Source organism: Cedecea neteri (assembly GCF_000758305.1).
Taxonomy (GTDB): Bacteria; Pseudomonadota; Gammaproteobacteria; order Enterobacterales; family Enterobacteriaceae; genus Cedecea; species Cedecea neteri_C.
In genome coordinates, this window is sequence record NZ_CP009458.1 from 2,900,941 (window position 1) to 2,927,440 (window position 26,500).

Below are 26,500 nucleotides of genomic sequence, written 5' to 3' on the forward strand. Positions count from 1 at the left end.
TTCAATCCCTGGTTACCAGCCACAGCGGGTTTTGCAGATCCTCGAGGTAATTCGGCAGCATGCGGCTGCCGCCGTCCTGGTCAGGCCAGGTCAGTTTTACCGGGTTCAGCACAACGCGGATGATTTGTGGCTTAAAGAGTGAGAAAAGCGCAAAACGCGCCGACATTTGCGGGTGTTCCTGCATGTAATCACTCAACACTGCGGCCAGCAGCTGATAAAAGCGTCTCTCCGGCACGCCAAGGCGGGCCATGAGCGGCGAAACAAAACGCAGCACCGTCACAAAATGGCCGGTCTGCAAATCATGAATTAAATAGTCGGCGCTCAGGCGGGCGGTTACGTCCCGTACTTCCTGAGGCAGGGAGTCCATCTCCGGGAACTCATCCTTCACCAGACGCATATCACCCTGAAAATCTTTCAGTAGCACGCGCTGCGGCACGCCGTCTTTCATGGCGAGCGTAATATTTTGTCCGTGGGCGATCAGCGCCACGCCGTAGCGGCAGAGCAGGTGATACAGCGGCACCACCACCACGCGGAACATCTGCGTCAGCCAGGCTTCTGCATCCAGGCCAGAGCGGGCAATATAGGCCCCAATCAGCGGCTGATTGTTCTCGTCGCACTCCATCAGGGTCGCCATCAGAATCGGCGTCTCATCAGGCTTCAGCCAGCGAGTCGGGTTCTCGCGCCAGATAACACCCAGCATCTCCTGGTAGCGATAGGGCGCCTGAGCCAGCGCGGCGTAACCTGTATGAGAAACATAACCGGCAGCCGGTTCGCCGAGGATCACCGCGCCGGTTTTCACCAGCGTGCTGTCGGTAGCGAAGACGTTTTGCAGCCAGCGGGAAGCCAGCGGCCCGGCGGCAATGTACTTGCCCGGAATACCGCGATAGCAGGAGGTGTTGTAAATCGTCAGCGGCAGCTTGATGTCTAAACCGCCCTGGCGGCTGACGTTGGTCAGGGTGCGCAGCGACTGCTGGGCCAGCCACTGGTCGCCAAATTCGCCCAGAGAAACCATCTTGCCTTCGGCGAGATCGGCCACGAAATCCAGCGCAATTTTCTGCTGCCACTGCCACGGATGCACCGGCAGAGGAAGCCAGCCATCATCCAGACCATTTTCCTGCCACGCCTGCGTAAAGCGGGCCAGTTCCTGCACGTCCATCGCGGCGGAGATAAGCTGCTGAATATCCAGCTCGCTGTCGCAGCGCCAGACCATATGATCGCGTTTGACCGCCAGCCAGTGCAGTTGGAAGGTATTGGCATACTCCGGCGCATAACGCTCCAGCGCCTCTTTGCCCCAGCCGCGACGCCCTTTGTTAAAGGCAAATTTCGGGTGACCGCTCAGCAGGCACTGCAGGCGGTCGGCGTCGAGGTCGATCAAGTCTTCAGCGCTCATGCCTCGGCGCGCATTCAGCAACTGCAGGTCGCCCAGCAGCGTGGCGTACAGATCCTGCATATGCTCGGCCACGGTAGCGTCGCTCATCGACAGCACCGGCTTGAGCTGCATGAGCAGCGTCTGCGCCAGCACAGGCTCGTCCGCGCAGCGCAGCGTCTGGGCGTCTACCCATAGCCAGCCCCAGATGCCGCGTTCGGCATTAAAATGCCACTCGGCCCCGGCTAAGCTGATGCAGTAGCGATTGTCGCCCAGCGATTCGGCCTGAAAAACCTGCTCGTACTCCAGCTCAGCCAGCATTTTTGCTACCAGCTGGCGGTTAACGAAATCCCAGTCCTTGCGATTCATTACAGGCCTACCTCGCTAAAGAAGTTGTGACGGTCCGCCATGACCAGGCGTGAACGCTTGTGCGGGAAGTCAAATTCCTTGCGCGTCGCATAGCCCGCTGGCTCCAGATGTTTGAACAGGCGCTGGTTGTCAGCGCGCGGCTCCAGCACGGTGCGCTGGGTGCGCGGCTCGTCCAGCAAGAGATAGTGAGTCAGCCCACGCAGCCAGCTTTGCACATAGTGCGCGCCGCGCCACTGCTGCTCGCCCACCAGCAGATGCAGGCCGCGATCAAAGGGCTGCCACGGGTAATGGCGGCCAATGCGATCTTCCGCTGCCCAGTAAATTTCGAAGTAGCTGAACGGCTGGTCGTCAAAGCAGCCGATCAGCGGAAACGCATGTTTCCCGGTGAGCTGACGCTCCAGATACGCGGTTTGTACCTCCAGCGAGCCGCTTTGCTCCCAGAAATAGTCCACGCGCGGATCGTTCATCCAGCGGGTAAAACGTTCGGCGTCCAGCGCCGGATCGGCCACGCGGAAGCTCAGCGTTTTGCGAACGCGCGGATCGTAGCGGCGGTAAACTTCCCCGGACGGGCGGGCAGGGCGCAGCGGGAAGTAGATCTCGCGCTCAGCGTCAAACACCATTTCGCCGGAAGCGTGCTTCGCCGGAGCACTGAGCCACAGCGGTAGCTGCCAGAAGGTTGCGCGGTGAACGATATCGCTTTTCAGCAGATCGAACAGCACCAGCGCCTGCGGCTCTTCCCGCCATTCGACGTAAGGCAGCACGATGGACGTAAGCTGCGGTGCCGCGACGAACATCTGATCCAACGCATCGCGTAGCCAGCCTGCGGGCAGTTCGCCCGGCCAGTGCAGAACCGCGCCGCCGTCCTGGCCCCAGCTCAGATTCAGAGGCTTATTGAGTTTTTCACAGCGCAGCCCGTGCCCGCCGTGAACAATAGATGCCTGAAACATTCAGCCCTCCTGAGCCAGCAGCGGGTTCACAAAGTCGAAGTAAATCACTGACGGATCGACGATGGTGTTTTCGTTATGGTCGTGCAGGTAGCAGAAGAAGTTCCCCTTCACGTTCCAGTGCGGGCTTTCCAGCACATAGTCGAGGCAGGTTTTATGCGTCACCTCGTCGCGCACGGCGCTAAGCGCGGTGCGAACACGGCTCATCAGGTTCACTTCGCTATCCAGCCCCGCAGCACCCAGCGCGGCGGTGACGGCGAAGGTCGAATTGACCAGCAGGTAGTAAGGGAAGTAGCGCAACAGTTGTTCGCGGGTAAAGACGTTTTCCGCCTGTGCTTCGCCAATCATGTCGAGCCAGCCGGCGGCATGCGGCATAAAGGCGCTGCCCTGGCAGTCACGGTAGATAAGCCCGACCGGCAGATCCTGCTGCATCTCCACCAGAATGTTTTGCTGGTGAGCCAGCAGCACCAGGCCGTAATCCGCTTCGGCGGTAAACAGCGGCTTCAGTACCTGCTGGCAATAGGCATCGACCCAGGCGTGTGCGGCCTGTTTCGGCGTGATCCCCAGGCGAGTGCTCAGGCGGTTCACGGCGGCAACCAGCAGGGAATCTCCTCCATCAGGGGCTGACTGGGTCAGGGAAACCAGCACGTTAGTCTGGCTCTGCGGCTGCTCAACCAGCAGGTTTTCGCGCAGGGCAAGCAGGCTTTCTTCCATGATGTTGCCGTGGAGATCACGCAGCCCGGCCCAGCCGTCTTCCTGCATCACGCGGAAGGTCGGGAAACGGGCCTGCAGCGTTTGCCAGCGGTCAGTTTGCGCCAGACGTGCCAGGCGCATGCCGCGTTTAACTTCTTTCACCGACAGCGTGCGCACGGAGTTGGTCAGGCGCACGCTCAGGGAGAATTTGATCATGTCACGGCTGGTGGCGCAGTACAGCGAGCGTGAAGACGTGGTCGGTAACCACGGCGCGCCCGCCTCGCCTAAATCTTTCACCAGCCCTTTAGCGACCAGTTGCTGGCACCAGTCCTGCTCTAGCAAATAGCCCGCCTGCCACGGATGCAGCGGGAACAGCCATTGGTTATCGCTCAGTTCACTCAGCAGCTGCGGCGCATTTTCAGCGGCAAAGCGCGTCAGGCGCTGCTGCAGATTGAGATGCAGACTTTCACCCGCCAGGTAGCTTTTATCTACGGCAAACCAGCGCAGCGGGAAGTGGGGGGCGAAGTCAGGCAGGTAGCGCTCGGCTTCCTGCTGGTTAAACGGTTCGTGGGATTTCGGCGCCGGGTGGAAGGCGTGTCCCACCAGCAATGCCTGCTCGGCTTCACCAAAATTCAGCGCTTTTTCGCGCAGCCCATTCCAGTCATGACGGGCTTCAATCGCCTGCTGCGTGTGGGCATGGCTTTCCATTACGCGTTGATAAAACGCCTCGCAGCCTGTGGCCGGCAGCATTTGCTGGTGCTGGAGTTTGTCGACAATCAGCTGGGAAAGGGTGGCGAAATCTATCGGCTGGCTGCCGGTGGCATTGACCAGACGAGCCGGGAATTCGAAGCGGTGATGCTGGGTGGGGGAGAAGTAGGCCACCTTGAAGTGGAGCGCCTGCTGTTCCCCCAGGGGGATAATAAGTTCGGCTGGATGGCTGTCGGTCAGTCGCCAGTCGTTGGTTTCACGGACAAGGGAATTAAGAAAGCACTGTGCGGCCACATCCCAGGCCAGCGTTTTATTTGGCAAAGTCATCATCAAACAGTTTCCACGCGTTATGATAATGCGAATTCTGCCGATAACGTTTCTCATTATCAATAACAATTGTTAGAATAGATAAAATTAATTTTACAAATACGCACAATAACTCCACGGATTAGTAACATTTTGACATCGCTTGAACTGGCGGATTCGCCGCAAAAATCCCTTTCCTGTTGGCCACTTGCGCTGAGCGCCGGGCTGCTTGGCGTCGGGCAAAATGGCCTGCTGGTCGCTATCCCGGTGCTGGTGATGCAGACACATTTGAGCCTGTCCGTCTGGGCGGCATTGTTAACGCTTGGGTCGATGCTGTTTTTACCCTCCTCGCCGTGGTGGGGGAAACAGATTGCGCGCCTGGGCAGTAAGCCCGTGGTGCTTTGGGCACTCGGAGGCTATGGCGTAAGCTTTATGCTGCTGGGGCTTGGCTGCCTGCTGCTGGCCACGGATGCGGTCGCGGGTTATCTCGGATTGGGCATATTGATTGTGGCGCGGATTATCTACGGGTTGACCGTCTCGGCGATGGTTCCGGCCTGCCAGGTCTGGGCGCTGCAGCGTGCCGGGGAAGGAAAGCGCATGGCGGCGCTGGCCACGATCAGCTCCGGGCTGAGTAGCGGGCGCTTATTTGGCCCGCTTTGCGCCGCTGGCATGCTGGCGATTCACCCGCTGGCGCCGTTGGGACTTCTGATGATCGCCCCGTTGCTGGCGCTGGTGATGCTGTTACGGTTACCGGGTACACCGCCGCAGCCCGCAGCCGAACGTAAAAGCGCTCGCCTTCGCCCGGACTGCCTGCCTTATCTACTTTGTGCTTTGCTGCTTTCCGCCTCGGTCAGCCTGATGCAGCTGGGGCTTTCTCCGGCGCTTGCCCGCCAGTTTGCGACGGATACCGCCGCGATTAGCCATCAGGTAGCCTGGCTGCTGAGCCTGGCTGCGGTGGCCTCGCTCTCCGCGCAGTTCGGCGTGCTCCGGCCTCAGCGCCTGACGCCGATGGCGCTGCTGTTAAGCGCCGGACTGCTGATGATCGTCGGCCTGGCGATGATGATTTCTGTTCAGCTGTGGCTGTTTTACGTTGGCTGTGCGCTACTGTCGTTCGGGGCGGCGCTGGCGACCCCGGCCTATCAGCTGCTGCTGAACGACAAGCTTGCCGATGGTGCGGGGGCCGGCTGGGTGGCGACCAGCCATACCCTGGGCTACGGGCTTTGCGCCATGCTGGTGCCGCTGGTGTCTAAAACCGGGGCCGAGGCGGCGCTGATTATGGTGGCCTTTTTAGCCGCCGTATTATTTACCGTGGTGTCTGGCGTTATCTGGCGCAGTCGCCACCGTTCACGTCATTCTGCAATTTAAGCGTAAGGAAAAGTTATGGCTGGAGTTCAGGGCTATCGTCTGTTTAACGTTCAACTGGCGCGGAAAACGGCCGTGTCGCCTTCGCTGCTGAGTCTGGTGTTTAGCGGGCCTGATGTGGCGCAGATGAAATGTGACTCGCCGGATCAGCGTATTAAAATGCTGTTCCCCTCCGAAGACGGGACGCCGCCGTCACTGCCTGCCGAAGGGCAGTGGTACCAGATTGCCCAGGGGATGCCGAAGGAGAAGCGCCCGGTGATCCGTACCTATACGCTGCGCCATGTCGATCCTGCCCGGCAGGAAGTGACGGTGGAATTTGTCAGTCACGGCACCGAAGGACCGGCCTCCGCCTGGGCGATTAATTCTGTCCCCGGTGATGCTATCCAGATTGTGGCCCCCAACGCCGCCCACCCGGAAGACAGCGGCGGCTATGAGTGGACGCCGCCTGCCGGGCTGCGCAATGCGTTGATTATCGCTGATGAGACAGCTTTACCCGCCGCTCGCGGCATTCTGGAAATGCTGGCTCGCCAGGCTCAGCCACCAAAAATACAGGCCTTTTTTGAAGTGCCGGACGAAGGGGACTGCGTGGACTTAAGCGCCTATGGCTTCGCCGAGATCAACTGGCTGCCGCGCAAAACCGTCTCTGCCACCCACGGCGAATGCCTGATTCAGGCGGTGAAAATGCAGGCGAGGGTGCCGGAAAGCGGCCATCACGAAGCCGTTCAGGAAGAGGCCGAAGGCGAACTGCTGTGGGATAAAGCCACCACCGGCAGCAACGAGTTTTACGGCTGGGTAGCGGCGGAGTCGACGGTGGTTAAGCTGCTGCGCCGCCATTTGATTGGTGAACGCGGCGTTGAGCATGAAGCGATTAACTTTATGGCCTATTGGGCGAAAGGGCGAGTTCGTTAGTAAAAGGGCGGCCATTGGCCGCCCGATAATCAGATCTTCTTCAACTGCGGCATTAACATCACCGTGGTTTTCACAATCTGCATTAACTCTTCATAGCTGGCGTTCTCGCGGGCGCTGACCGACATCCCCTGAATGATGCAGCACAGGTATTTCGCCAGGCAGCGAATATTGCGCTCCGCCGGGATCTCGCCTTTTTGCTGGCGCATTTCAAGGAAACGCACCAGCGTTTGTTCCTGCACGGCATGGCGGGCTTTTATCGTCGCGGCGATGTCTTCCGACGACGCGGCCAGCACGGATGAGGTGCAAATGATAAAGCAACCAGCGGGCGTGCTCTTATCGGTAAAGCATTGCGCAACCGCGGAAAGATAGTTCTCCAGCGCGGCTTCCATGGTCTGCTCCTCACAAAACAGGCAGGCCTCGTGCTTAGCCGCAAAGCGCGCGATATAGCGATCCAGCACCGCGCGGAACAGCCCTTCTTTGTTGATGAACTCCGCATAGAGCGTTGGGGCTTTTGCCCCGGTGGCTTCTACCAGATGCGCCATGGATGTTGCTTCATAGCCATGCTGCCAGAAGAGTGTCATGGCCTTGTCGAGTGCTGCTTCCCTGTCAAACACCTTTGGACGGCCACGGCTTTTTTTGCTGCAACTTAATGTCTCGGTTGCCATACCTGCCGTTTAACCTCTGTCTAATTAGTGAACACTTATTATAAAAATAATCGGCGGCGGTAGCCAGCGCCATGTTATGAAAAATAATTATTTCTTATCACAATGAAAAATAGCGTTTTTTTTAATTAATTAACGGTCGTTATTAAAATGTGTTGACGCGTGATGTAGATCACGTTTATGATTTAGTTATCGATCGTTAACTAATTAAGTTTAACGACCTAACATTCACCTGCTTAGGACCTGAATCATGAAAACCTTAACTACGCTGTTCGCTGCCGCCGTCATTAGCTCACTCTCATTTGCAAGCTTTGCGGCTGTAGAAGTCTCCGCCACGCCTGCCGGCCAGCAAAAAGTCGGCACTATCAGCGCCGATGCGGGCAGCAACCTCTCTTCCCTGGAAGAACAGTTGGCCGCGAAGGCCGATGCAATGGGCGCTAAATCGTTCCGTATTACCTCCGTTAACGGTCCGAACACCCTGCACGGTACTGCCGTCATCTATAAATAAGCCAGACGTTAACCCTCAATACGTTTGACCTTATTCGTTATATGCCACTGCAAGCAAAAGGCCCTGTCTTTCGACAGGGCCTTTTTTTACGTCTAAAACCTGAACTTAGATTTCGTTTGCTGGCTGGTCGGCCGCATGGGCATTGACGTTGACCGGCATCCCGGAACGATGCTCCATGGCCTGTTCCATCACCTGCGCATCGGTTTTAGGTGCATTGCGGAACTGCGTCATCTGCTCGTTCAGCACAATCGGCAGGACTTTCGGGTCGTCATCAATCGCTTTGGACAGCGGCTGGTGAACTTCAACCAGGCGGGAGCCGTCCGGCTCAACGGAAGCTTTGATTGGCGTGTTGATGATGCGAACCGAAGTGCCGACCGGAACCGTGTTAAACAGCGCTTTAATATCGCCGTCGCGCAGGCGGATACAGCCGGAGCTGACGCGCATACCGATGCCGAAGTCGGCGTTGGTGCCGTGCAGCAGGTACACGCCGCCGAACGCCGCCAGGCGAATCGCGTGGTGCCCCATCGGGTTATCCGGCCCGGCAGGAACTACGGCCGGGAGCTTGATCCCTTGCGCCAGATAACGCGCACGAATATTGGCCGTTGGCGTCCAGGTCGGGTTAGCGCGTTTATCGGAGATTTTTGTCACCATTGTCGGCGTCAGCGTGTCGCCGCCCAACTGGCCAATACCAATCGGGTAAACGGTGACGCTGTTTTTCCCGGCAGGGAAGTAGTACAGGCGCAGTTCGGCAAGGTTAATCACAATGCCCTCGCGCGGGACGTCCGGCAGCAACATCTGGCGCGGGATGGTCAGCACGCTCCCGGCACGGGGAACATAAGGATCCACGCCCGGGTTGGCCTGCAGCAATGCCAGGAAACCGACGTTGTATTTTTTGGCAATAGCCTCCAGTGAACCACCATCGTTTTCAACCTGATGGAACAGGTTTTTGCCGATAAGGCGGCTGTTAGCGGCGGGAAGCGGATAATCGTTAGCGCTGGCGGGCAGCGCCATGGCCGCGGCACCCAGTAAGGCTGCGGCGGTAAACCAGCGGCGGAAAGACAAAGTACGCGATGCAAACATAGCTTAAACCCTGCGATATTAATGGCTAATTTTTTAGGCAGATAAACGCCAATTATCGCTGAGCTGCGTGTCGGGAAATCCTGGGGATTGCAAAGGATGTGTAAATGTCACAGAAAATTGCGCCTTACCGGGCGGTAAGGCGCAGAGGCATCAGGCCGCAGCGTTTTCCGCCAGGTTGCGCATAAAGTTACGCACCCATTCCATGCGCGTTTTCCGGTCCTCAAGCTCCTGGAAGAACTTCAGTCGGGTAGGGCCGTCCAGGCGGTAGTGCTGCGGCTGCTTCTGCAACAGGCCAATCAGCCACACCGGGTCAACGTGGTTTTTCTCCGCGAACTCGATGGTGCCGCCTTTTTCATTGCCTTCAATCTTACGCACGCCCAGCTTTTGTGCCTGCTGGCGCAGCGCGGCGATATCCAGCAGATTACGCGCCGCATCCGGCAGAAGGCCAAATCGGTCGATCAGCTCGACTTTCAGCTCGTCCAGTTCGTGCTCGCCTTTGGCGCTGGCGATGCGCTTATAGAATGACAGGCGCGTATTGACGTCGGGAATAAAATCATCCGGCAGCAGGGCGGGCATCCGCAGCTCGACTTCCGTCTGGCTGTTGGTAAGGTCTTCCAGAGAAGGCTCTCGGCCCTCTTTCAGCGCATCGACGGCGTTTTCCAGCAGCTCCATGTAGAGCGAGAAGCCGATAGTTTCCATCTGCCCGCTCTGGTCTTCTCCCAGCAGCTCGCCCGCGCCGCGAATTTCCAGGTCGTGGGTGGCTAATGCGAACCCGGCACCTAAATCTTCCAGCGAGGCAATGGCCTCCAGGCGCTTTTGCGCGTCCGTGGTCATCGCTTTCGGATGTGGCGTCAGCAGCCAGGCATAGGCCTGGTGGTGAGAGCGCCCGACGCGGCCACGCAGCTGGTGAAGCTGCGCCAGACCAAAGTGGTCGGCCCGCTCAATAATAATGGTATTGGCGGTCGGAATATCGATCCCGGTTTCGATGATCGTGGTGCACACCAGTACGTTAAAACGCTGGTGGTGGAAATCGTTCATCACGCGTTCCAGCTCGCGCTCGCGCATTTGGCCGTGGCCGATGGCAATACGTGCTTCCGGCACGAGTTCCGCCAGGCGGTCGGCGGCTTTCTGGATATTTTCGACGTCGTTGTAGAGGTAATACACCTGGCCACCGCGCAGCACTTCACGCAAGATGGCTTCCCGCACCACAAGATTGTCGTACTCGCGCACGAAGGTTTTCACCGCCAGGCGGCGAGCCGGCGGCGTGGCGATAATCGACAAGTCACGCATGCCGCTCATTGCCATATTCAGGGTGCGCGGAATTGGCGTTGCGGTCAGCGTCAGAATGTCCACGTCGGCGCGCATCGCTTTAATACGCTCTTTGTGGCGTACGCCGAAGCGGTGCTCTTCATCGACGATCAACAGCCCCAGATCGCGCCATTTCACGTCGGCCTGCAGCAGCTTATGGGTGCCGATCAGAATATCGATTTTCCCTTCGCTTGCCTGTTCCAGAATTTGCGTCTGCTCTTTGGCGCTGCGGAAGCGGGAGAGCATCTCAATGCGCACCGGCCAGTTGGCGAAGCGGTCGCGGAAGTTGTCGTAGTGCTGCTGAGCCAGCAGGGTCGTCGGCACCAGCACCGCCACCTGCTTGTTGTTCTCCACCGCCAGGAATGCGGCGCGCATAGCTACTTCGGTTTTACCGAAGCCCACGTCGCCACACACTAATCTGTCCATCGCCAGCGGGCGACACATGTCGCTCAGCACGGCGTTGATGGCCTGGGCCTGATCCGGGGTAGTTTCAAACGGGAAGCTGTCGCAGAACAGCTGGTACTGCTCGCGATCGTGCTTAAAGGCAAAGCCTTCTTTGGCGGCGCGCATCGCATAGATATCCAGCAGCTCGGCGGCGACATCGCGCACTTTCTCCGCTGCCTTCTGTCGGGCGCGGGACCAGGCATCGCTGCCCAGTTTGTGCAGCGGCGCATTTTCATCGGCACCGCCTGCGTAGCGGCTGATCAGGTGCAGGGACGAAACCGGGACGTAAAGTTTGGCGTCGCCCGCGTAGGTCAGCATCAGGTATTCGGCGGTAATGCCCCCGGCTTCCAGCGTGGTCAGTCCGGCGTAGCGGCCCACGCCGTGTTCCAGGTGAACCACCGGCTGGCCCGCATGCAGCTCGGCCAGGTTGCGGATCAGGGTGTCCGGGTTAATGGTGCGGCGGCTGTCCTGGCGACGGCGGCTGACGCGCTCGCCCAGCAGGTCGCTTTCGCAAATCAGCGCCCGGTTGCGCAGGGTATCTATAAAGCCGTGTTCGCTGGCACCAATCATCAGGTAGCGGCCAGTGCCTTCGGCTTCTTCCAGGCGGTAAATGCGTTTTGGTGCGATTTTGATGCGCCCGAGCAGTTCGCCCAACGCTTCACGGCGGCCTTCACTTTCGACCGAGAAAATCACCGGCCCGGTGAAGGACTCGAGGAACTTCCGCAGACTGTCCAGCGGGGCTTTTTGCTGAGCCTGCACGGCCAGATCCGGCAGCGGCTGGTAACCCAGGTTCACGTTGGCGGCTTTCTTCGCCAGCGAATCCGTTTTGAGCTGTACGCGCGGCCAGGCTTTCAGCTCGCTAAACAACGAGTCGGTTTTCAGCCACAGATCTTCCGGCGGCAGAAGCGGGCGCATAGGATCTACGCCGCGATTCTCAAAGCGCGCATTCGCGTCCAGCCAGAAGCGCTCGGCGCTGGCTTCCAGATCGCCGGTATTCACCAGCAGCGTGTTGGCCGGGAAATAGCTAAACAGCGTCGGCAGAGGTTCGCTGAAGAACAGCGGCTGCCAGTATTCGATCCCGGCAGGCAGCGTGCCTTTGCTCACCTGCTGGTAGATATGTTCGGCGTCACGCTTGACGTCAAACTTGTCGCGCCACTGGCTGCGGAACAGCTCAATGGCGTTCTTGTCGGTCGGGAATTCATGGGCCGGCAGCAGATTGATGGCGTCCACTTCTTCCAGTGTGCGCTGGGAATCCACGTCGAAGACGCGCAGGCTGTCGATTTCATCGTCAAAGAAGTCAATGCGGTACGGCTGGGCGCTGCCCATTGGGTAGAGGTCAAGCAGGGCACCACGGGTGGCGAACTCGCCGTGCTCCATGACCTGATCGACGCTGCGATACCCGGCCTGTTCCAGCTGTGCGCGCAGGTTATCGCGCGACAGGCGCTGGCCTTTTTTCATCACCAGCGCGTGGCCGTGCAGGTAGCTGTGCGGGCAAACGCGCTGCATCAGCGTGTTCACAGGCATGATCAGCACGCCGCGCTGCATGGTCGGCAGTTGATAAAGCGTGGACAGGCGCGAGGAGATGATTTCCTGGTGCGGCGAGAAGCTGTCGTAAGGCAGCGTTTCCCAGTCGGCGAGATTGACCACCAGGTTGTCGGTGAACTGGGTGATTTCATCATGCAGGCGCAGCGCGTTCTGCATATCCGGGGCAATCAGCACCACCGGGCCGCTATGGCGTTCAACGATTTCGGCGACTTCGGTCGCACAGGCCGAACCGGTCAGCTCGCCCAGCAGGCGTTGTTCGGCGGCTTTTACGGGTAAGGAATAGCGATAGTGTTCAGGCATAGATTGCGTCAGGATCTCGTAAGTTGTGCCGTCAGCCTGAGGGCAAACGGTGCGCGAGCCATTGATAAGCAGTTGGATATTATTATCCCCGATCGCTTTGTATAAGCAACCGAATCACCGAAATAGGGACGCTGGGGTAGAAAAGCAACCCGCTCAGGCGGGCTGCTGAAGTATTTACCGGCTGGCGGCGATTTGTGTGGGAGGGGAGAAAAACAGATCGCCGAACAGCGCGACGGAAAGCTTGCGGAAACCGAGGCCAACCAGCGTACAAATGCCCAGGCTAACAAACGGGTAGACCAGCAGAATCGCCAGCACCAGCGTGTCAGAAAACTCACCGCTGTTGATTTTAGCCAGCATCACCAGGCTTATGGCTTCGATCAAAATACGGTGCGTGGTGTAAATGGCAATCGTATTCGAGCCTACCACGTTCAGGAGGCCGTCTTCACGTGCTTCGCGCCAGCCGTTCAGCAAATAGAACCCGCGCAGGATAGCCACAATAGACACCAGAGAAATCACCAGCGGCACGTTTACAAAGTAAAGCGCCAGCGATCCCAGGGCTATGCCTGCGCAGACAAACGGGTGTTGCGAAAAGCGGAAGTCCTTCATCCAGGCCATCAGCAAAGGGCCAAACCACGCGCCGAGGCCGTAATACACCATATTACGCACCACGCTGTTCAGCCCCCACCACGGCAGCGGCACAAAGGCGATAACAACGTTGATGCCCATCAGCGCCAGCAGCACCGGGATGCGGTAGCGGCGCAGGGCTTTAAACATTACGAAGTAAACCAGCAGGGCGTAGAGGTACCACAGGCTGGTGCTGGCCTTCGCCATGCTCAGAGCAAACTGCCCCAGCGAGTCGGCGTAAGCGGCGTTAGATGCCGGATTGCGCTCAAGATCGGGTGCCAGCCACTGGTTAAGGTGCGTCAGCGCGATCCACTGGATCAAGCCCCACAGCAGCAGTACGTAAAAAATGTTCCACAGCCGCTTGTCCACGCTGTCGCGCCATTTCACTTCATGGATGTAGCGGGTGATCAGGTAGCCGGAAATAAAGAAGAACACCGGCATTCGGAAGGGAGCGAGGTAGAGATTAAGGTAAACCCAGAGTTTGGCGACATACAGATTCAGGCCGGGCTCGAGAGATGTGAGGTGAGGGTAGAAAGTAATCACCGAATGGTAGATAACCACCAGGCAAATGCATAATCCTTTGATTTGGTTGATCCAGAGTTGCTTTTTCTTCATGCGATATCCGCGTCGTGACGGGCTCCAGTTGTCATGGGCCTGCTATCCTGGTGTCAAACCGATGCGATCTCGACCTCAATTGTCTGTTTTTGGCGCTGATTTGGTAAATTTAGGAAAAGGTGCAGGCACTTGAGATGTAACGGGAATAATTTAGTCGACGGAATTCATTTGGCCGGGGAGGTGTCGTATACTTCCCGGATCTTTGCTTAGGCAACCCGCAACAAGACGGATTTCATGTATCAACCTGTCGCGTTATTTATAGGCCTGCGCTACATGCGTGGGCGAGCAGCGGACCGCTTCGGTCGCTTTGTCTCCTGGCTGTCGACGATTGGTATCACCCTCGGGGTGATGGCGCTGGTCACGGTTCTTTCGGTGATGAATGGCTTCGAGCGTGAGCTGCAAAACAACATCCTCGGCCTGATGCCGCAGGCGTTAATCACGTCACCTTCCGGCTCTATTAATCCCCAGCAACTTCCCGCCGATTCCCTGAAACTTCAGGGCGTGACGCGTATTGCGCCGCTGACTACCGGTGACGTGGTGCTGCAAAGCGCCCGCAGCGTGGGCGTGGGTGTAATGCTGGGCGTGCAGCCGGACGAGAAAGATCCGCTTTCCCCGTACCTGGTTAACGTCAAGCAAGCCGATTTGGTGGCCGGGCAGTACAACGTCATCCTCGGCGAGCAGCTCGCCGGCTCGCTGGGCGTTAAGCGCGGGGAAACCATTCGCATTATGGTGCCGTCCGCCAGCCAGTTTACGCCGATGGGGCGTTTGCCGAGCCAGCGTCTGTTCACCGTGATTGGTACCTTCGCCGCCAGCAGCGAAGTGGACGGCTACCAGATGCTGGTCAACCAGCAGGACGCCTCGCGCCTGATGCGCTACCCGGCGGGGAATATCACCGGCTGGCGTCTGTGGCTGGCTGAGCCGCTCAAGGTCGATGTGCTGAGCCAACAAACGCTGCCGCAGGGCACCGAATGGAAAGACTGGCGCGAGCGCAAAGGCGAGCTGTTCCAGGCCGTGCGCATGGAGAAAAACATGATGGGGCTGCTGCTGAGCCTGATCGTGGCCGTCGCCGCCTTTAACATTATTACTTCCCTTGGCCTGCTGGTGATGGAAAAGCAGGGCGAGGTGGCGATTCTGCAAACCCAGGGGCTGACCCGCCGCCAGATCATGACGGTGTTTATGGTGCAGGGCGCGGGTGCGGGCGTGATTGGCGCGCTGCTCGGGGCTTTACTCGGGGCGCTGCTTGCCAGCCAGTTGAATAATTTAATGCCGATCATCGGCATCCTGCTTGATGGCGCGGCCCTGCCGGTCGCCATTGAACCGGTACAGGTTGTGGTGATTGCCATTGTGGCGATGGCCATTGCTTTGCTGTCCACGCTTTACCCTTCGTGGCGCGCCGCCGCGACCCAACCCGCTGAGGCTTTACGTTATGAGTAATTCTGTCCTGTTGCAGTGTGACAACCTGTGCAAACGCTATCAGGAAGGCAAGGTGCAAACGGATGTGCTGCACGATGTCAGCTTCAGCATCAACGCGGGTGAACTGATGGCGATTGTCGGCAGCTCTGGCTCCGGCAAAAGTACGTTGCTGCACCTGCTGGGCGGCCTGGACACGCCGACTTCCGGCGACGTGGTGTTCAACGGCCAGGCGATGAGCAAACTCTCCTCGGCGGCGAAGGCGGAGCTGCGTAACCGCGAGCTGGGCTTTATCTACCAGTTCCACCACCTGCTGCCGGACTTCACCGCGCTGGAAAACGTGGCGATGCCGCTGCTTATCGGCAAGAAAAAGCCGGAAGAAGTGCAGAAGCGAGCGCTGGAGATGCTGGCCGCTGTTGGGCTGGATCACCGCAGCAGCCACCGCCCGTCGGAGCTGTCCGGCGGCGAACGTCAGCGCGTGGCCATTGCCCGTGCGCTGGTGAACAACCCGCGCCTGGTGCTGGCGGATGAGCCGACCGGTAACCTGGACGCGCGCAACGCCGACAGTATTTTCGAGCTGCTGGGCGAACTGAACGTGCGCCAGGGCACCGCATTCCTGGTGGTAACCCACGATCTGCAGCTGGCAAAACGCATGTCCCGCCAGCTGGAAATGCGCGATGGCCGCTTAACCAGCGATCTGACCTTGATGGGAGCGCAGTAATGGCTTCCCCGCTTTCTCTATTGATTGGCCTGCGTTTCAGCCGTGGGCGACGCCGCAGCGGCATGGTGTCGCTGATCTCGGTGATCTCCACGCTCGGCATCGCGCTGGGCGTGGCGGTGCTGATCGTCGGCCTGAGCGCGATGAACGGCTTCGAGCGCGAGCTGAAAAACCGCATTCTTGCCGTGGTGCCCCACGGTGACATTGAGCCGGTGAACCAGCCCTTTACCAACTGGCAGCGGGCGCTACCCGAGGTGGAAGGCGTCAAAGGCATCGTGGCCGCCGCGCCGTATATTCGTTTTACCGGGCTGGTGGAAAGCGGGGCGAATCTGCGCGCCGTTGAAGTGAAGGGCGTTGATCCCGTGCAGGAAACGCAACTGAGCGCTCTGCCACAATACGTCCAGAACAATGCCTGGGCGAACTTCAAGGCCGGGCAGCAGCAAATCATCATGGGCAAAGGCGTGGCGGACGCGCTGAAGGTGAAGCAGGGCGACTGGGTGTCGATCATGATCCCCAACAACGACGGCGGAACCAAGCTGATGCAGCCCAAGCGTGTCCGACTGCAAATCGCCGGTATTCTGTCCCTGAGTGGCCAGCTGGATCACAGCCTGGCGATGGTGCCGCTGCAGGATGCGCAGGGTTACCTGGACATGGGCGATAGCGTCACCGGGATAGCCATCAAGGTAAATGACGTGTTTAACGCCCGGCAGCTGGTACGTGACGCGGGGCTGGCAACCAATTCCTACGTGCGTATCAGCAGCTGGATTGATACCTACGGCTATATGTACCGCGACATTCAGATGATCCGCGCCATCATGTATCTGGCGATGGTGCTGGTGATCGGCGTGGCCTGCTTTAACATCGTTTCCACGCTGGTGATGGCGGTGAAAGACAAGAGCAGCGACATCGCGGTGCTGCGCACGCTGGGGGCCAAAGACGGCCTGATTCGCGCTATTTTCGTCTGGTACGGGCTGCTGGCCGGGCTGCTGGGCAGCGTCAGCGGCGTGGTGGTTGGCGTGCTGGCTTCGTGGCAGCTGACCAACATTATCGGCGTGATTGAAAAACTCATCGGGCACCATTTCCTGTCCGGTGATATTTATTTCATTGATTTCTTACCTTCTGAGCTGCACTGGCTGGACGTGGTTTATGTTCTGGTGACAGCGCTGGTCCTTAGCCTTCTGGCTAGCTGGTACCCGGCCCGGCGCGCAAGCAATATCGATCCGGCAAGGGTGCTAAGTGGACAATAAATTCAATTAACTATAATTTGCCCTACATCATTCGAGCTGTGACCCGGCAGAACCCAGGCGCAGCTTGAAGCACAGCGGGCATTGGGAGCAGCGATGTATTACGGATTTGATATCGGCGGCACTAAGATTGCACTCGGCGTTTACGACCAGCAGCGGCGTTTACTTTGGGAAGCCCGGGTTGCTACTCCTCATGACAGTTACGAAAATTTCCTCGACGCGGTGGTCGGGCTGGTGGCGCAGGCCGACGAGAAGTTTAACTGCCGCGGCTCGGTCGGCATTGGCATTCCGGGCATGCCGGAAACCGACGACGGCACGCTGTATGCCGCTAACGTTCCGGCTGCCAGCGGCAAACCGCTTCGTGCAGACCTGAGCGCCATGCTTGAGCGGGACGTGCGCATCGACAACGACGCCAACTGCTTTGCGCTTTCCGAAGCCTGGGACGACGAATTCCTCAACTACCCGGTGGTGATGGGCCTGATCCTCGGCACCGGCGTCGGCGGCGGCATCATCATCAACGGCAAATCTATCACCGGCCGCAGCTACATCACCGGCGAATTCGGCCATACCCGCCTGCCGGTGGACGCGTTGGAAATCCTCGGGCGCGACATTCCGTTTACCCGCTGCGGGTGCGGGAAAAACGGCTGCATCGAAAACTACCTCTCCGGGCGCGGCTTTGCCTGGCTGTGGCAGCACTTCTACCAGGAGCCGCTGGACGCGAAAGAGATCATCTCCCGCTACCGCCAGGGCGACGAACAGGCCATCGAGCACGTGGACCGTTTCCTGGAGCTGCTGGCCGCCTGCCTCGGAAATTTATTGACCTCAATTGACCCGCATCTGGTGGTGATTGGCGGAGGATTGTCTAACTTTAGCGATATCTACGCTCAACTGCCGGAACGCCTGCCGAAGTACCTGCTGCCGGTTGCCGCAGTGCCGCGTATTGAACAGGCTCGCCACGGTGACGCAGGCGGTATGCGTGGCGCGGCATTCCTCCACTACACGGAGTAAGTCATGCTTTCTCGTCGTCAGCACCGGCTGAGCCGGTTTCGGAAGAACAAACGCCTGCTGCGCCAACGTTTGCGTCAGCGCATCTTTTTCAGAGACAGGACAGGGCCGGAAGCGATGGACAGACCAAGAGTTGTTGTACTGACCGGGGCGGGGATCTCCGCCGAATCAGGTATTCGTACCTTCCGGGCTGCCGATGGGCTGTGGGAAGAGCACCGCGTTGAAGACGTGGCGACGCCGGAAGGCTTCGCGCGTGACCCGGCGCTGGTGCAGCGTTTTTATAACGACCGCCGCCGCCAGCTTCAGCAGCCGGAAATCCAGCCCAACGCCGCGCATCTGGCGCTGGCGAAGCTGGAAGAAGCGCTGGGCGACCATTTTGTGCTGGTCACCCAGAATATCGACAACCTCCACGAGCGGGCAGGGAGCAAAAACGTCATCCATATGCACGGCGAACTGCTCAAGGTTCGCTGCGCCAGCAGCGGCCAGGTGCTGGACTGGCAGGACGACATTACCCCGGAAGACCGCTGCCACTGTTGCCAGATTTCCTCGGCGCTGCGCCCGCACGTCGTCTGGTTCGGCGAAATGCCGCTGGGCATGGACGAGATTTACCAGGCGATTGCCACCGCAGATTACTTTATTGCCATCGGGACTTCCGGGCACGTTTATCCGGCGGCGGGCTTTGTGCACGAGGCCCGTTTGCAGGGGGCGCATACCGTGGAGTTGAATCTGGAACCAAGCCAGGTTGGCAGCGAGTTTGAAGAGAAGCATTACGGGCTGGCGAGCCTGGTGGTGCCGGAGTTTGTGGATAAGCTTTTGAAGGGGTTGTAGTCGGCGGTTAACCCTCACCCCGGCCCTCTCCCTGGAAGGGAGAGGGGGAAAACCGAAGGTTTATGCTCGATCAAGTCCCTTTGTTTTTTGGGGAGAGGAGTGAAAACCGAACTCGATCCAATTCCCTCTCCCCTTTGGGGAGAGGGTTAGGGTGAGGGGAAAATATCAACCTCGATCCCGTTTTTGGCGAAGTTAGACCTACCGCCCCGCCTTCAACCGCTGATAATAAGACTCATACAGCGCGCTCGCGTCACCCACATCATTCTGCCACTCGCCAGCCTTAATCACCTCCGCATCCGGGTACAGCGACTTATCTTCCGCCACGTTCTTCGGCAGCAGCTTGCGGGCTTCGAGGTTTGGCGTCGGGTAACCGATGGTTTCCGCCACCTGCTTAGCCACGTCCGGGCGCAGCAGGAAGTTGATCAGTTTCAGCGCACCGTCGACGTTCTTCGCGTTGGCCGGAATCGACAGGTTATCCATCCAGAAAATCCCGCCTTCCTTCGGCCAGACGATCTCCAGTGGCGTCCCGGCCTGGCGAGCCACGTAGGCCGAGCCGTTCCACACCATGCCAAGGTTCACTTCGCCTTCCATATACGGGTTGGCCGGGTTGTCGGAGTTAAACGCCGCCACGTTTGACATCAGCTTTTGCAGCTCGTGGTACGCGGCCTCAATCTCCTTCGGATCGGTCGTGTTGCCGGACAGGCCAAGCTTGCGCAGCGCCATCTGGAACACTTCGCGCGCGTCGTCGGTCAGCAGCAGGCTTTGCTTATACTCCGGCTTCCACAGGTCGGCCCAGCTGGTGACGCTTTTCGGATCGATAGCGTCGCTGTTCACGCCAATTGCCGTAGCGCCCCAGATATACGGGATGGAATAGTCGTTGTTCGGGTCGAACGGCTTGTTCAGCATATCCGGGTCGAGATTTTTAAAGTTGCTGAGCTGGCTCTTGTCGATCTTCTGGATCATCCCTTCTTTGCGCATCTTCGCCACAAAGTAGGTGGACGGCACCACGAGGTCGTACGCGCCGTCTTTGTAGGTCTTGAGCTTGGCGTACATGGTTTCGTTCGACTCGTAGGTCGAATAAATCACCTTGATGCCGGTCTCTTTGGTGAACTGCTCCAGCAGGCCTGGCGGCACGTACTCGGTCCAGTTATAGAAATAAAGCGTCTTGCTGTCGTCGGCATGGGCGGCGCCGAGGCTGAGCGCCAGAGCGCCCGCAGCAAGCAGGTGGCGTGGCCATTTTTTCATTTTAACGTCCCCTGAGGTTGAGTTTTATCGCGAAGAATCAGCTGGCTGGCGATCACCAGCAGCAGTGAAAGTAACAGCAGAATGGTGGCCAGGGCGTTCACCTCCGGCGAAACGCCGACCTTGACCATCGAGTAAATTTTTAGCGGCAGGATCTCGTAGCTTGGCCCTGTAACGAACGAAGACACCACCACATCGTCCATCGACAGGGTAAAGCTTAGCAGCCAGCCAGCGGCCACGGCGGGCATCGCCAGCGGCAGAATAATTTTGCGCAGAATGGTCAGCTCGCTCGCGCCGAGGTCACGCGCCGCTTCCAGCATCTTCACATCGAACCCTTTCAGGCGTGAGTAAACGGTGACCACCACAAACGGCAGGCAGAAGGTGATGTGGGAAAACAGCAGCGACCAGAAGCCGAGCGACACGCCCAGCAGCATAAACAGCACCAGCAGCGAGATAGCCATCACGATGTCCGGGGACATCATCACCACAAACAGCATCCCGCTGACGAACGGCTTGCCGCGAAAGCGATAGCGGTACAGCGCCACGGCGGTAAGCGAGCCGATAAGCGTGGCGGCGCTGGCGGAAAACACCGCCATCGTCAGCGAATGCTTTGCGGCCTGCAGCAGGCTGTCGTTATTCATCAGCAGGCTGTACCAGTTAGTGGTAAAACCCTGCCAGTTAATGCCGAAGCGCGAACTGTTGAACGAATTCACGATCAGAATGACGATCGGGATATACAAAAAAGCGTAAATGGCGGACATAAAGCCGCCGCGAAGCAGGCGTCCGATCATTCCAGTTCCACCTTCTTGTTAAGCAGGCGCGCCGCGCGCCAGTACACCAGCAGCATCAGGCCCATTACCAGCGTCAGCGTAATACTCGTCGCCGCGCCAAACGGCCAGTCGCGAATGTTGAGGAACTGGCTCTTAATCACGTTGCCGATCAGCAGGTTCTTCGCGCCGCCCATCAAATCCGAGACGTAGAACAGGCCCATCGCCGGCAGCATCACCAGCAGACAACCGGCGACAATCCCCGGCATGGTCAGCGGCAGAATAATGCGCACAAAGGTTTGCAGCTTGCTGGCGCCGAGATCCCGTGCCGCCTCAAGCAGCGGCTTGTCCAGCTTCTCAATGCTGGAATAAAGCGGCATCACCATAAACGGCAGCAGGATATACACCAGGCCGATAATCACCGCGCTCGGGGTGAACATGATGCGGATCGGCGTGTCGATAAGCCCCAGCCACAGCAGGAACTCGTTGAGATAGCCCTTGGTGCTGAGGAAAATCTTCAACCCATAAATGCGGATCAGCGAATTGGTCCAGAACGGCACAATCAGCAGGAACAGCAGCAGCGGGCGCACCTTTTCCGGCAGCAGCGCCAGAAACCAGGCGAAAGGGTAGCCGAGCACCAGGCAGGCCAGCGTGGCTATCGCCGCCATATTCAGCGAGTGCAGCAGCACCTGGGCGTAAAGCGGGTCGGCCAGCCGGGTGTAGTTATCCAGCGTGAAGACCATGCTCACGAAGTTGTCATTATCGCGAGTCAGGAAGCTGGTAACGATGATCATCAGGTTGGGCAGGAAGACAAACAGCAGCAGCCAGCCCACCACGGTGGCAATCACCACATTCTGGAATTTACGCGAGCTCTTCATCTGCCAGCACAACCTCCCAGCTTTCTACCCAGGTCACCGCCATTTTTTGATCAAGCGAATGGTCAAAGTCCGGGTCGTCTTCGTTAAAGAACTCGCTGACCATCACCATCTTGCCGTTTTCCAGCTCGACGGTGGACTCCAGCGTCATGCCTTTGTAGTTGCGCTCGCGCACGTAGCCAATCAGCCCGTCCACTTCGCGGGCGTCGTTGATCTCTTCCACGCGCAAATCTTCCGGGCGCAGCAGCACCTTCAGGCTTTGCCCGACGGTCACCGGCTGATTCACGAAGATGTGGCATTCGCGGCCTTCCACGTTCGCCCGCACGCGCTGCTCGTCGATGCGCTCGAGCACCGTCGCATCGAAGATATTGATCTCGCCGATGAAGCTCGCCACAAACAGGTTCTTTGGCTCTTCGTAAATTTCTCGCGGCGTGCCGTCCTGCTCAATCTTGCCGTCGCGCATCACCACGATGCGGTCGGACATGGTGAGGGCTTCTTCCTGATCGTGCGTGACGAACACAAACGTAATGCCGAGCTTGCGCTGCAGGGCTTTCAGCTCGTTCTGCATCTGCTTGCGCAGCTTGTAGTCCAGCGCCGACAGCGATTCGTCGAGCAGCAGCAGCCGGGGTTTATTCACCACCGCACGGGCGATGGCGACGCGCTGCTGCTGGCCGCCGGAAAGCTGGTTCGGCTTGCGCTGGGCGAACTCTTCCAGCTGCACCATTTTCAGCGCTTCGGTCACGCGAGGGGTGATTTCCGCCGCCGGGGTTTTCTGCATCCGCAGGCCAAAGGCGACGTTTTCAAACACCGTCATGTGCGGAAACAGGGCATAGCTCTGGAAAACGGTATTCACGTGGCGATGCTCGGCAGGCACATGGGTGATGTCCTGATTATCGAGCGTGATTTGCCCGGCATCGACGGTTTCTAACCCGGCGATAAGGCGCAGTACGGTGGTTTTGCCGCAGCCGGAAGGGCCGAGCAGCGTCAGGAATTCACCATGATTAATGGTGAGGGAGAAGTCAGAAATTACGGATTTACCATCAAAGCGCTTGGCGACTCCCGCCAGGTTGACCAGCATGGAGTGCGAACGAGGCTGTTTTTTCAATTTTTTACGCTGTCCCATAAATGACGTATCCGGAGCGAAGGATACGGGGTTTGTGATTAACCACCTTGGGTTTTGGCACGTTGAGTAAGGGCTGGCATTCTACGGCAAAGCGGCGGGATCGCCAATCCCGATGGCCACAAAGCCTGGCCGTTATCGTCTACGGTTAAAGGTACGTTTTACCCTGACTTTGTTACGTTCTGCGAAAACTATTTTTTTCCGTAACCGACTAAAAGTGACCTGACGCAATATTTGCCCGATGCGGCTTATTGATAATTGATGTCACTAAAAACGAGGGTGGCTAAATGGATAAATTACTTGAGCGCTTTTTGCAGTATGTCTCTCTGGATACACAATCCAAGCCCGGCGTTAAGCAGGTGCCGAGCACCGAAGGGCAATGGAAGCTCCTGCGCCTGTTAAAAGAGCAGCTGGAGCAGTTGGGGCTGGTGGACGTCACGCTCAGCGACCACGGCACGGTGATGGGCACGCTGCTGTCGAACGTCGGGCACGCTGTCCCGGCCATTGGTTTTATCTCCCACGTTGACACCACGCCGGACTTCACCGGCAAAAACGTGAACCCGCAGATCGTCGAGAATTACCGCGGCGGCGACATCGCGCTCGGCATCGGCGATGAGATCCTTTCCCCGGTGATGTTCCCAGTGCTGCATCAGTTAATGGGCCAGACGCTGATCACCACCGACGGCAAAACCCTGCTGGGCGCGGACGACAAAGCGGGCGTGGCGGAAATCATGACCGCGCTGGCGGTATTAAAAGGCAAAAACGTGCCGCACGGCGACATCCGCGTGGCCTTTACCCCGGACGAGGAAGTTGGAAAGGGCGCGCATTTCTTCGACGTCGAAGCCTTTAACGCCGAATGGGCCTACACCGTGGACGGCGGCGGCGTGGGCGAGCTGGAAAGCGAGAACTTCAACGCTGCCTCCGTGACCATCAAAATCATCGGCAACAACGTGCACCCCGGCACCGCCAAAGGCGTGATGGTGAACGCCCTGTCGCTGGCGGCGCGCATCCACGCCGAAGTCCCGGCGGACGAAAGCCCGGAATGCACCGAAGGCTACGAAGGCTTCTACCACCTGAACACCATGAAAGGCTCCGTCGACCGCGCCGAGATGCACTACATCATCCGCGACTTCGACCGCGAGCAGTTCGAAGCCCGCAAGCGCAAAATGATGGAGATCGCCAAGAAAGTCGGCAAAGGCCTGCACCCGGACTGCTATATCGAGCTGGTCATAGAGGACAGCTATTACAACATGCGCGAGAAGGTGGCCGAGCATCCTTATATTGTCGAGGTGGCCCAGCAGGCGATGCGCGACTGCGACATCGAGCCGATCATGAAGCCGATCCGCGGCGGCACTGACGGCGCCCAGCTTTCCTTCAAAGGCCTGCCGTGCCCGAACCTGTTCACCGGCGGCTATAACTACCACGGCAAGCACGAGTTCGTAACTCTGGAGGGGATGGAGAAAGCGGTGGCGGTAATTGTGCGGATTGCTGAGCTGACGGCGAAGGCGGGGTGAGCTGATTTAAAAACTACTAATATTGGGAGGGGCTTTTAGCCCCTTTTTATCGTTTTTCAGTTTCAGAATTCCTCAGGTAATTTTAATATCATTATCTGGAAAATAATTTAAGGAATGATTACTTTATTACTTTAATGTATAAGGGGTTTATTCGTGGATAAAAGATATCAAGTATTTGTAAGCTCTACCTTTACAGATTTACAAGAAGAACGTAGCAATGTAATACAAGCTCTTATGGAAATGGACTGTATCCCTGCTGGGATGGCGCTTTTTCCTTCGATTGATGTAGAACAATGGACTTTTATCCAAAAAGTAATCGACGATAGTGATTATTACCTTCTTATTATTGGTGGTAGATACGGAACTCTTGCCGAAGATGGTTTGAGCTATACTGAAAAAGAGTTTGATTATGCTATATCTAAAGGACTCAAAGTTGTAGTTCTTGTCCATGAAGATCCCGATGCTTTACCTCTTGCAAAATCGGAAAAAGAACCGGCATTACGTGAAAAACTTCAACAATTCATCGAAAAAGCTTCATCCGGAAGACTCAGAAAAACATGGGTTTCGGCCAAAGATCTCCCTGGAATTGTTGCATTAAGTTTAAATAAAACTATCAAATCTTATCCTGCAATAGGATGGGTTCGTGCTGACAAAGCTAGTAACGAAAGAACTTTGTATGAATTAAATGAATTGAGAAAAAAGAATGAAGAACTCCTAGAAAAAGTTGAAGAATTAAATAATCTCTCTAATGTTATGAGTTTAGATAACTTGGCATTTTTTGATGATATTTATGAGTTGCCTTATGAAATAAGTTCTTTTAATTGGGCAGATTCAAGTGTAGTTAAAGAGAAAAAAATAATGGATATAAAATGGATGTATTTATTTTCTATAATCAGTCCGTTTTTAATAGAAGAGTCAACGGATCATAATGTTCATGAAATAATTAAAAAACATATTGAAAGATATTTGCCTCATTCATATACTCATACCACAATAGATGCGCAGGATATAAAAACAATTTACATTCAATTTAAAGCATTAGGACTGCTGGAATATAATGATGTAAGTTGGAAATTAACATCTAAAGGGAGTAAGTTAATGATGCAGCTTAGAACTATTAAAAATAATGAATGAATTTTTTATTTTACTTCTAATCTAGTGGGTGTTAAATAGTATACGCTGACCGCTGCAAATGGTCAGCTATCATTTGGAATAATATTTTTGGTGTAATTGTTATCTATTATTGTGAGTGTAATTAAATTTGCATGATTGGTGATTTTAAAGTTTTGCAATGTCATGTGTTTTTAGAATTATCATAAATTAATTAATGATGTGGGTTAAATACATCCTATTAGCACGTGATTTAATTATTGAGAGAGTGTTTTTATATGTTATGCTGAGGTTGTTAGTTATTAAAGTAAGTTTTTTATTTTTCTAGTGCTTAAGGGGTAATTAACAGCTGTAAACTGACCGTATAATAAGAATGTGAATAATAGGGATTAAACCGAACTTTTCTAAGGTTTCACTTCTTGTTAAAAAGGATTTCTATATCCTTATTATTATATGAAGTTTTTCATTTGCCCTTGACTAACCCCAATCCGCATAACATCATGTGGAAACAACGATTTTATCACCACCTCTTCATTGAAAATGAATAGTTTAGGAGATAGCGCCATCACATCGTAGATATTGCTAATCACCAAATTTAGACGGGTTTTGAAAACGGGAATGTCCGCATCATCTGTGATGGCAAAAACAGCCATGTCCTTCAATGCCATATCTCTCAGCAGCGTATCCGTGATGTCATAATCAATAAAATCCATTTTGGACCACTCGATGTCTCCGTTTTGCCATGGATATTGATGAAAAATACCCATGGCTTGATTCAGCTGCTCGCCTTCAACAATAGTGAAATCGTCTTTAAGTGCAGTCCTACATTCTTCAAATAACGTCATACTCTTCCCATGGCAGATTATGTAGCTTAATGTTAATGCTCATTTTAGCAATTTTCTGGTATAAATATAGCCATTGAAC

General features: G+C 56.5%; 22 protein-coding genes. 10 read left to right on the forward strand and 12 right to left on the reverse strand.

The genetic code is table 11. From position 1 onward, the window contains the following. Position 1: 1 nt before the first annotated feature. From iucC to iucA, 3 genes are read right to left on the reverse strand one after another with little or no spacing between them, the layout of a single operon-like run. Complete coding sequence (gene iucC, locus LH23_RS13585; RefSeq protein WP_039291975.1) at positions 2 to 1,735, reverse strand: aerobactin synthase IucC; 1,734 nt, start codon at positions 1,733 to 1,735, stop codon at positions 2 to 4. Then, a complete protein-coding gene (gene iucB / locus LH23_RS13590) occupies positions 1,735 to 2,682 on the reverse strand; it encodes a N(6)-hydroxylysine O-acetyltransferase (protein ID WP_039291978.1) in 948 nt (315 codons plus the stop codon). Before iucB ends, iucC begins: the two co-directional genes overlap by 1 nt. After that, the gene (gene iucA, locus LH23_RS13595) at positions 2,683 to 4,407 is read right to left on the reverse strand and encodes an aerobactin synthase IucA (protein WP_039296671.1); all 1,725 of its coding nucleotides are present in this window, start codon (positions 4,405 to 4,407) and stop codon (positions 2,683 to 2,685) included. A gap of 132 nt (positions 4,408 to 4,539) precedes the next feature. Here iucA and LH23_RS13600 point away from each other — a divergent pair, with 132 nt between their 5' ends. Then, a complete protein-coding gene (locus LH23_RS13600; protein WP_039291981.1) occupies positions 4,540 to 5,751 on the forward strand; it encodes an MFS transporter in 1,212 nt (403 codons plus the stop codon). Between the two features lie 15 nt (positions 5,752 to 5,766). Beyond that, positions 5,767 to 6,657 carry a siderophore-interacting protein gene (locus LH23_RS13605; protein ID WP_008453422.1) on the forward strand — a complete coding sequence of 297 codons (891 nt, stop codon included), beginning with the start codon at positions 5,767 to 5,769 and terminating at the stop codon, positions 6,655 to 6,657. A gap of 29 nt (positions 6,658 to 6,686) precedes the next feature. Here the strand turns inward: LH23_RS13605 and LH23_RS13610 are convergent, their stop codons facing one another. Further along, positions 6,687 to 7,322 carry a TetR/AcrR family transcriptional regulator gene (locus LH23_RS13610; RefSeq protein WP_008453420.1) on the reverse strand — a complete coding sequence of 212 codons (636 nt, stop codon included), beginning with the start codon at positions 7,320 to 7,322 and terminating at the stop codon, positions 6,687 to 6,689. A gap of 247 nt (positions 7,323 to 7,569) precedes the next feature. Between LH23_RS13610 and bhsA the strand changes: the two genes are divergently transcribed. Then, the gene (bhsA, locus tag LH23_RS13615; RefSeq protein WP_039291989.1) at positions 7,570 to 7,827 is read left to right on the forward strand and encodes a multiple stress resistance protein BhsA; all 258 of its coding nucleotides are present in this window, start codon (positions 7,570 to 7,572) and stop codon (positions 7,825 to 7,827) included. A gap of 105 nt (positions 7,828 to 7,932) precedes the next feature. Here the strand turns inward: bhsA and ldtC are convergent, their stop codons facing one another. From ldtC to LH23_RS13630, 3 genes are all read right to left on the reverse strand, one after another. Continuing rightward, the gene (gene ldtC, locus LH23_RS13620; RefSeq protein WP_039291992.1) at positions 7,933 to 8,907 is read right to left on the reverse strand and encodes a L,D-transpeptidase LdtC; all 975 of its coding nucleotides are present in this window, start codon (positions 8,905 to 8,907) and stop codon (positions 7,933 to 7,935) included. A gap of 150 nt (positions 8,908 to 9,057) precedes the next feature. Continuing rightward, positions 9,058 to 12,504 carry a transcription-repair coupling factor gene (gene mfd / locus LH23_RS13625; protein ID WP_039291995.1) on the reverse strand — a complete coding sequence of 1,149 codons (3,447 nt, stop codon included), beginning with the start codon at positions 12,502 to 12,504 and terminating at the stop codon, positions 9,058 to 9,060. Between the two features lie 174 nt (positions 12,505 to 12,678). Next, on the reverse strand, positions 12,679 to 13,743 hold the full coding sequence (locus LH23_RS13630; RefSeq protein ID WP_039291998.1) for an acyltransferase family protein: 1,065 nt from the start codon (positions 13,741 to 13,743) through the stop codon (positions 12,679 to 12,681). A 234-nt stretch (positions 13,744 to 13,977) separates the two neighbouring features. On the opposite strand from LH23_RS13630, the gene lolC reads away from it, so the two are divergent. From lolC to cobB, 5 genes are all read left to right on the forward strand, one after another. Beyond that, positions 13,978 to 15,177, forward strand: coding sequence for a lipoprotein-releasing ABC transporter permease subunit LolC (gene lolC, locus LH23_RS13635; protein ID WP_039292001.1), 1,200 nt, complete (start codon positions 13,978 to 13,980; stop codon positions 15,175 to 15,177). After that, complete coding sequence (gene lolD / locus LH23_RS13640) at positions 15,170 to 15,874, forward strand: lipoprotein-releasing ABC transporter ATP-binding protein LolD (protein ID WP_039292004.1); 705 nt, start codon at positions 15,170 to 15,172, stop codon at positions 15,872 to 15,874. Before lolC ends, lolD begins: the two co-directional genes overlap by 8 nt. Further along, entirely contained in the window at positions 15,874 to 17,118 is a 1,245-nt protein-coding gene (gene lolE, locus LH23_RS13645) for a lipoprotein-releasing ABC transporter permease subunit LolE (RefSeq protein ID WP_039292006.1), read from the forward strand. Before lolD ends, lolE begins: the two co-directional genes overlap by 1 nt. A 93-nt stretch (positions 17,119 to 17,211) precedes the next feature. Then, complete coding sequence (gene nagK, locus LH23_RS13650; protein WP_039292009.1) at positions 17,212 to 18,123, forward strand: N-acetylglucosamine kinase; 912 nt, start codon at positions 17,212 to 17,214, stop codon at positions 18,121 to 18,123. Between the two features lie 3 nt (positions 18,124 to 18,126). Then, a complete protein-coding gene (cobB, locus tag LH23_RS13655) occupies positions 18,127 to 18,948 on the forward strand; it encodes a Sir2 family NAD+-dependent deacetylase (RefSeq protein ID WP_039292012.1) in 822 nt (273 codons plus the stop codon). 198 nt (positions 18,949 to 19,146) lie between these two features. Here cobB and potD read toward each other — a convergent pair whose 3' ends face one another. From potD to potA, 4 genes are read right to left on the reverse strand one after another with little or no spacing between them, the layout of a single operon-like run. Next, positions 19,147 to 20,193: a spermidine/putrescine ABC transporter substrate-binding protein PotD gene (gene potD, locus LH23_RS13660; RefSeq protein WP_039292015.1), complete on the reverse strand. Its 1,047-nt coding sequence runs from the start codon at positions 20,191 to 20,193 to the stop codon at positions 19,147 to 19,149. Continuing rightward, positions 20,190 to 20,981 carry a spermidine/putrescine ABC transporter permease PotC gene (gene potC / locus LH23_RS13665; protein WP_008453392.1) on the reverse strand — a complete coding sequence of 264 codons (792 nt, stop codon included), beginning with the start codon at positions 20,979 to 20,981 and terminating at the stop codon, positions 20,190 to 20,192. The genes potD and potC overlap by 4 nt, the downstream gene beginning before the upstream one ends. Further along, a complete protein-coding gene (potB, locus tag LH23_RS13670; protein WP_039292018.1) occupies positions 20,978 to 21,835 on the reverse strand; it encodes a spermidine/putrescine ABC transporter permease PotB in 858 nt (285 codons plus the stop codon). The genes potC and potB overlap by 4 nt, the downstream gene beginning before the upstream one ends. Further along, the gene (potA, locus tag LH23_RS13675) at positions 21,819 to 22,955 is read right to left on the reverse strand and encodes a spermidine/putrescine ABC transporter ATP-binding protein PotA (protein WP_039292022.1); all 1,137 of its coding nucleotides are present in this window, start codon (positions 22,953 to 22,955) and stop codon (positions 21,819 to 21,821) included. The genes potB and potA overlap by 17 nt, the downstream gene beginning before the upstream one ends. 284 nt (positions 22,956 to 23,239) lie before the next feature. On the opposite strand from potA, the gene pepT reads away from it, so the two are divergent. Together pepT and LH23_RS13685 are read left to right on the forward strand one after the other, a co-directional pair. After that, complete coding sequence (pepT, locus tag LH23_RS13680; RefSeq protein ID WP_039292027.1) at positions 23,240 to 24,466, forward strand: peptidase T; 1,227 nt, start codon at positions 23,240 to 23,242, stop codon at positions 24,464 to 24,466. A gap of 153 nt (positions 24,467 to 24,619) precedes the next feature. Next, positions 24,620 to 25,600, forward strand: coding sequence for a DUF4062 domain-containing protein (locus LH23_RS13685; RefSeq protein WP_039292031.1), 981 nt, complete (start codon positions 24,620 to 24,622; stop codon positions 25,598 to 25,600). A 425-nt stretch (positions 25,601 to 26,025) separates the two neighbouring features. Here the strand turns inward: LH23_RS13685 and LH23_RS13690 are convergent, their stop codons facing one another. Further along, positions 26,026 to 26,421, reverse strand: a complete 396-nt coding sequence (locus LH23_RS13690) for a hypothetical protein (protein WP_039292034.1) — start codon at positions 26,419 to 26,421, stop codon at positions 26,026 to 26,028. Between the last annotated feature and the right edge of the window lie 79 nt (positions 26,422 to 26,500).

Coding starts and splice junctions, on each gene's coding strand:
- iucC (WP_039291975.1), bottom strand. CDS start 1,735: ATGAATCGCAAGGACTGGGATTTCGTTAACCGCCAGCTGGTAGCAAAA.
- iucB (WP_039291978.1), bottom strand. CDS start 2,682: ATGTTTCAGGCATCTATTGTTCACGGCGGGCACGGGCTGCGCTGTGAA.
- iucA (WP_039296671.1), bottom strand. CDS start 4,407: ATGACTTTGCCAAATAAAACGCTGGCCTGGGATGTGGCCGCACAGTGC.
- LH23_RS13605 (WP_008453422.1), top strand. CDS start 5,767: ATGGCTGGAGTTCAGGGCTATCGTCTGTTTAACGTTCAACTGGCGCGG.
- LH23_RS13610 (WP_008453420.1), bottom strand. CDS start 7,322: ATGGCAACCGAGACATTAAGTTGCAGCAAAAAAAGCCGTGGCCGTCCA.
- bhsA (WP_039291989.1), top strand. CDS start 7,570: ATGAAAACCTTAACTACGCTGTTCGCTGCCGCCGTCATTAGCTCACTC.
- ldtC (WP_039291992.1), bottom strand. CDS start 8,907: ATGTTTGCATCGCGTACTTTGTCTTTCCGCCGCTGGTTTACCGCCGCA.
- mfd (WP_039291995.1), bottom strand. CDS start 12,504: ATGCCTGAACACTATCGCTATTCCTTACCCGTAAAAGCCGCCGAACAA.
- LH23_RS13630 (WP_039291998.1), bottom strand. CDS start 13,743: ATGAAGAAAAAGCAACTCTGGATCAACCAAATCAAAGGATTATGCATT.
- lolC (WP_039292001.1), top strand. CDS start 13,978: ATGTATCAACCTGTCGCGTTATTTATAGGCCTGCGCTACATGCGTGGG.
- lolD (WP_039292004.1), top strand. CDS start 15,170: ATGAGTAATTCTGTCCTGTTGCAGTGTGACAACCTGTGCAAACGCTAT.
- lolE (WP_039292006.1), top strand. CDS start 15,874: ATGGCTTCCCCGCTTTCTCTATTGATTGGCCTGCGTTTCAGCCGTGGG.
- nagK (WP_039292009.1), top strand. CDS start 17,212: ATGTATTACGGATTTGATATCGGCGGCACTAAGATTGCACTCGGCGTT.
- cobB (WP_039292012.1), top strand. CDS start 18,127: ATGCTTTCTCGTCGTCAGCACCGGCTGAGCCGGTTTCGGAAGAACAAA.
- potD (WP_039292015.1), bottom strand. CDS start 20,193: ATGAAAAAATGGCCACGCCACCTGCTTGCTGCGGGCGCTCTGGCGCTC.
- potC (WP_008453392.1), bottom strand. CDS start 20,981: ATGATCGGACGCCTGCTTCGCGGCGGCTTTATGTCCGCCATTTACGCT.
- potB (WP_039292018.1), bottom strand. CDS start 21,835: ATGAAGAGCTCGCGTAAATTCCAGAATGTGGTGATTGCCACCGTGGTG.
- potA (WP_039292022.1), bottom strand. CDS start 22,955: ATGGGACAGCGTAAAAAATTGAAAAAACAGCCTCGTTCGCACTCCATG.
- pepT (WP_039292027.1), top strand. CDS start 23,240: ATGGATAAATTACTTGAGCGCTTTTTGCAGTATGTCTCTCTGGATACA.
- LH23_RS13690 (WP_039292034.1), bottom strand. CDS start 26,421: ATGACGTTATTTGAAGAATGTAGGACTGCACTTAAAGACGATTTCACT.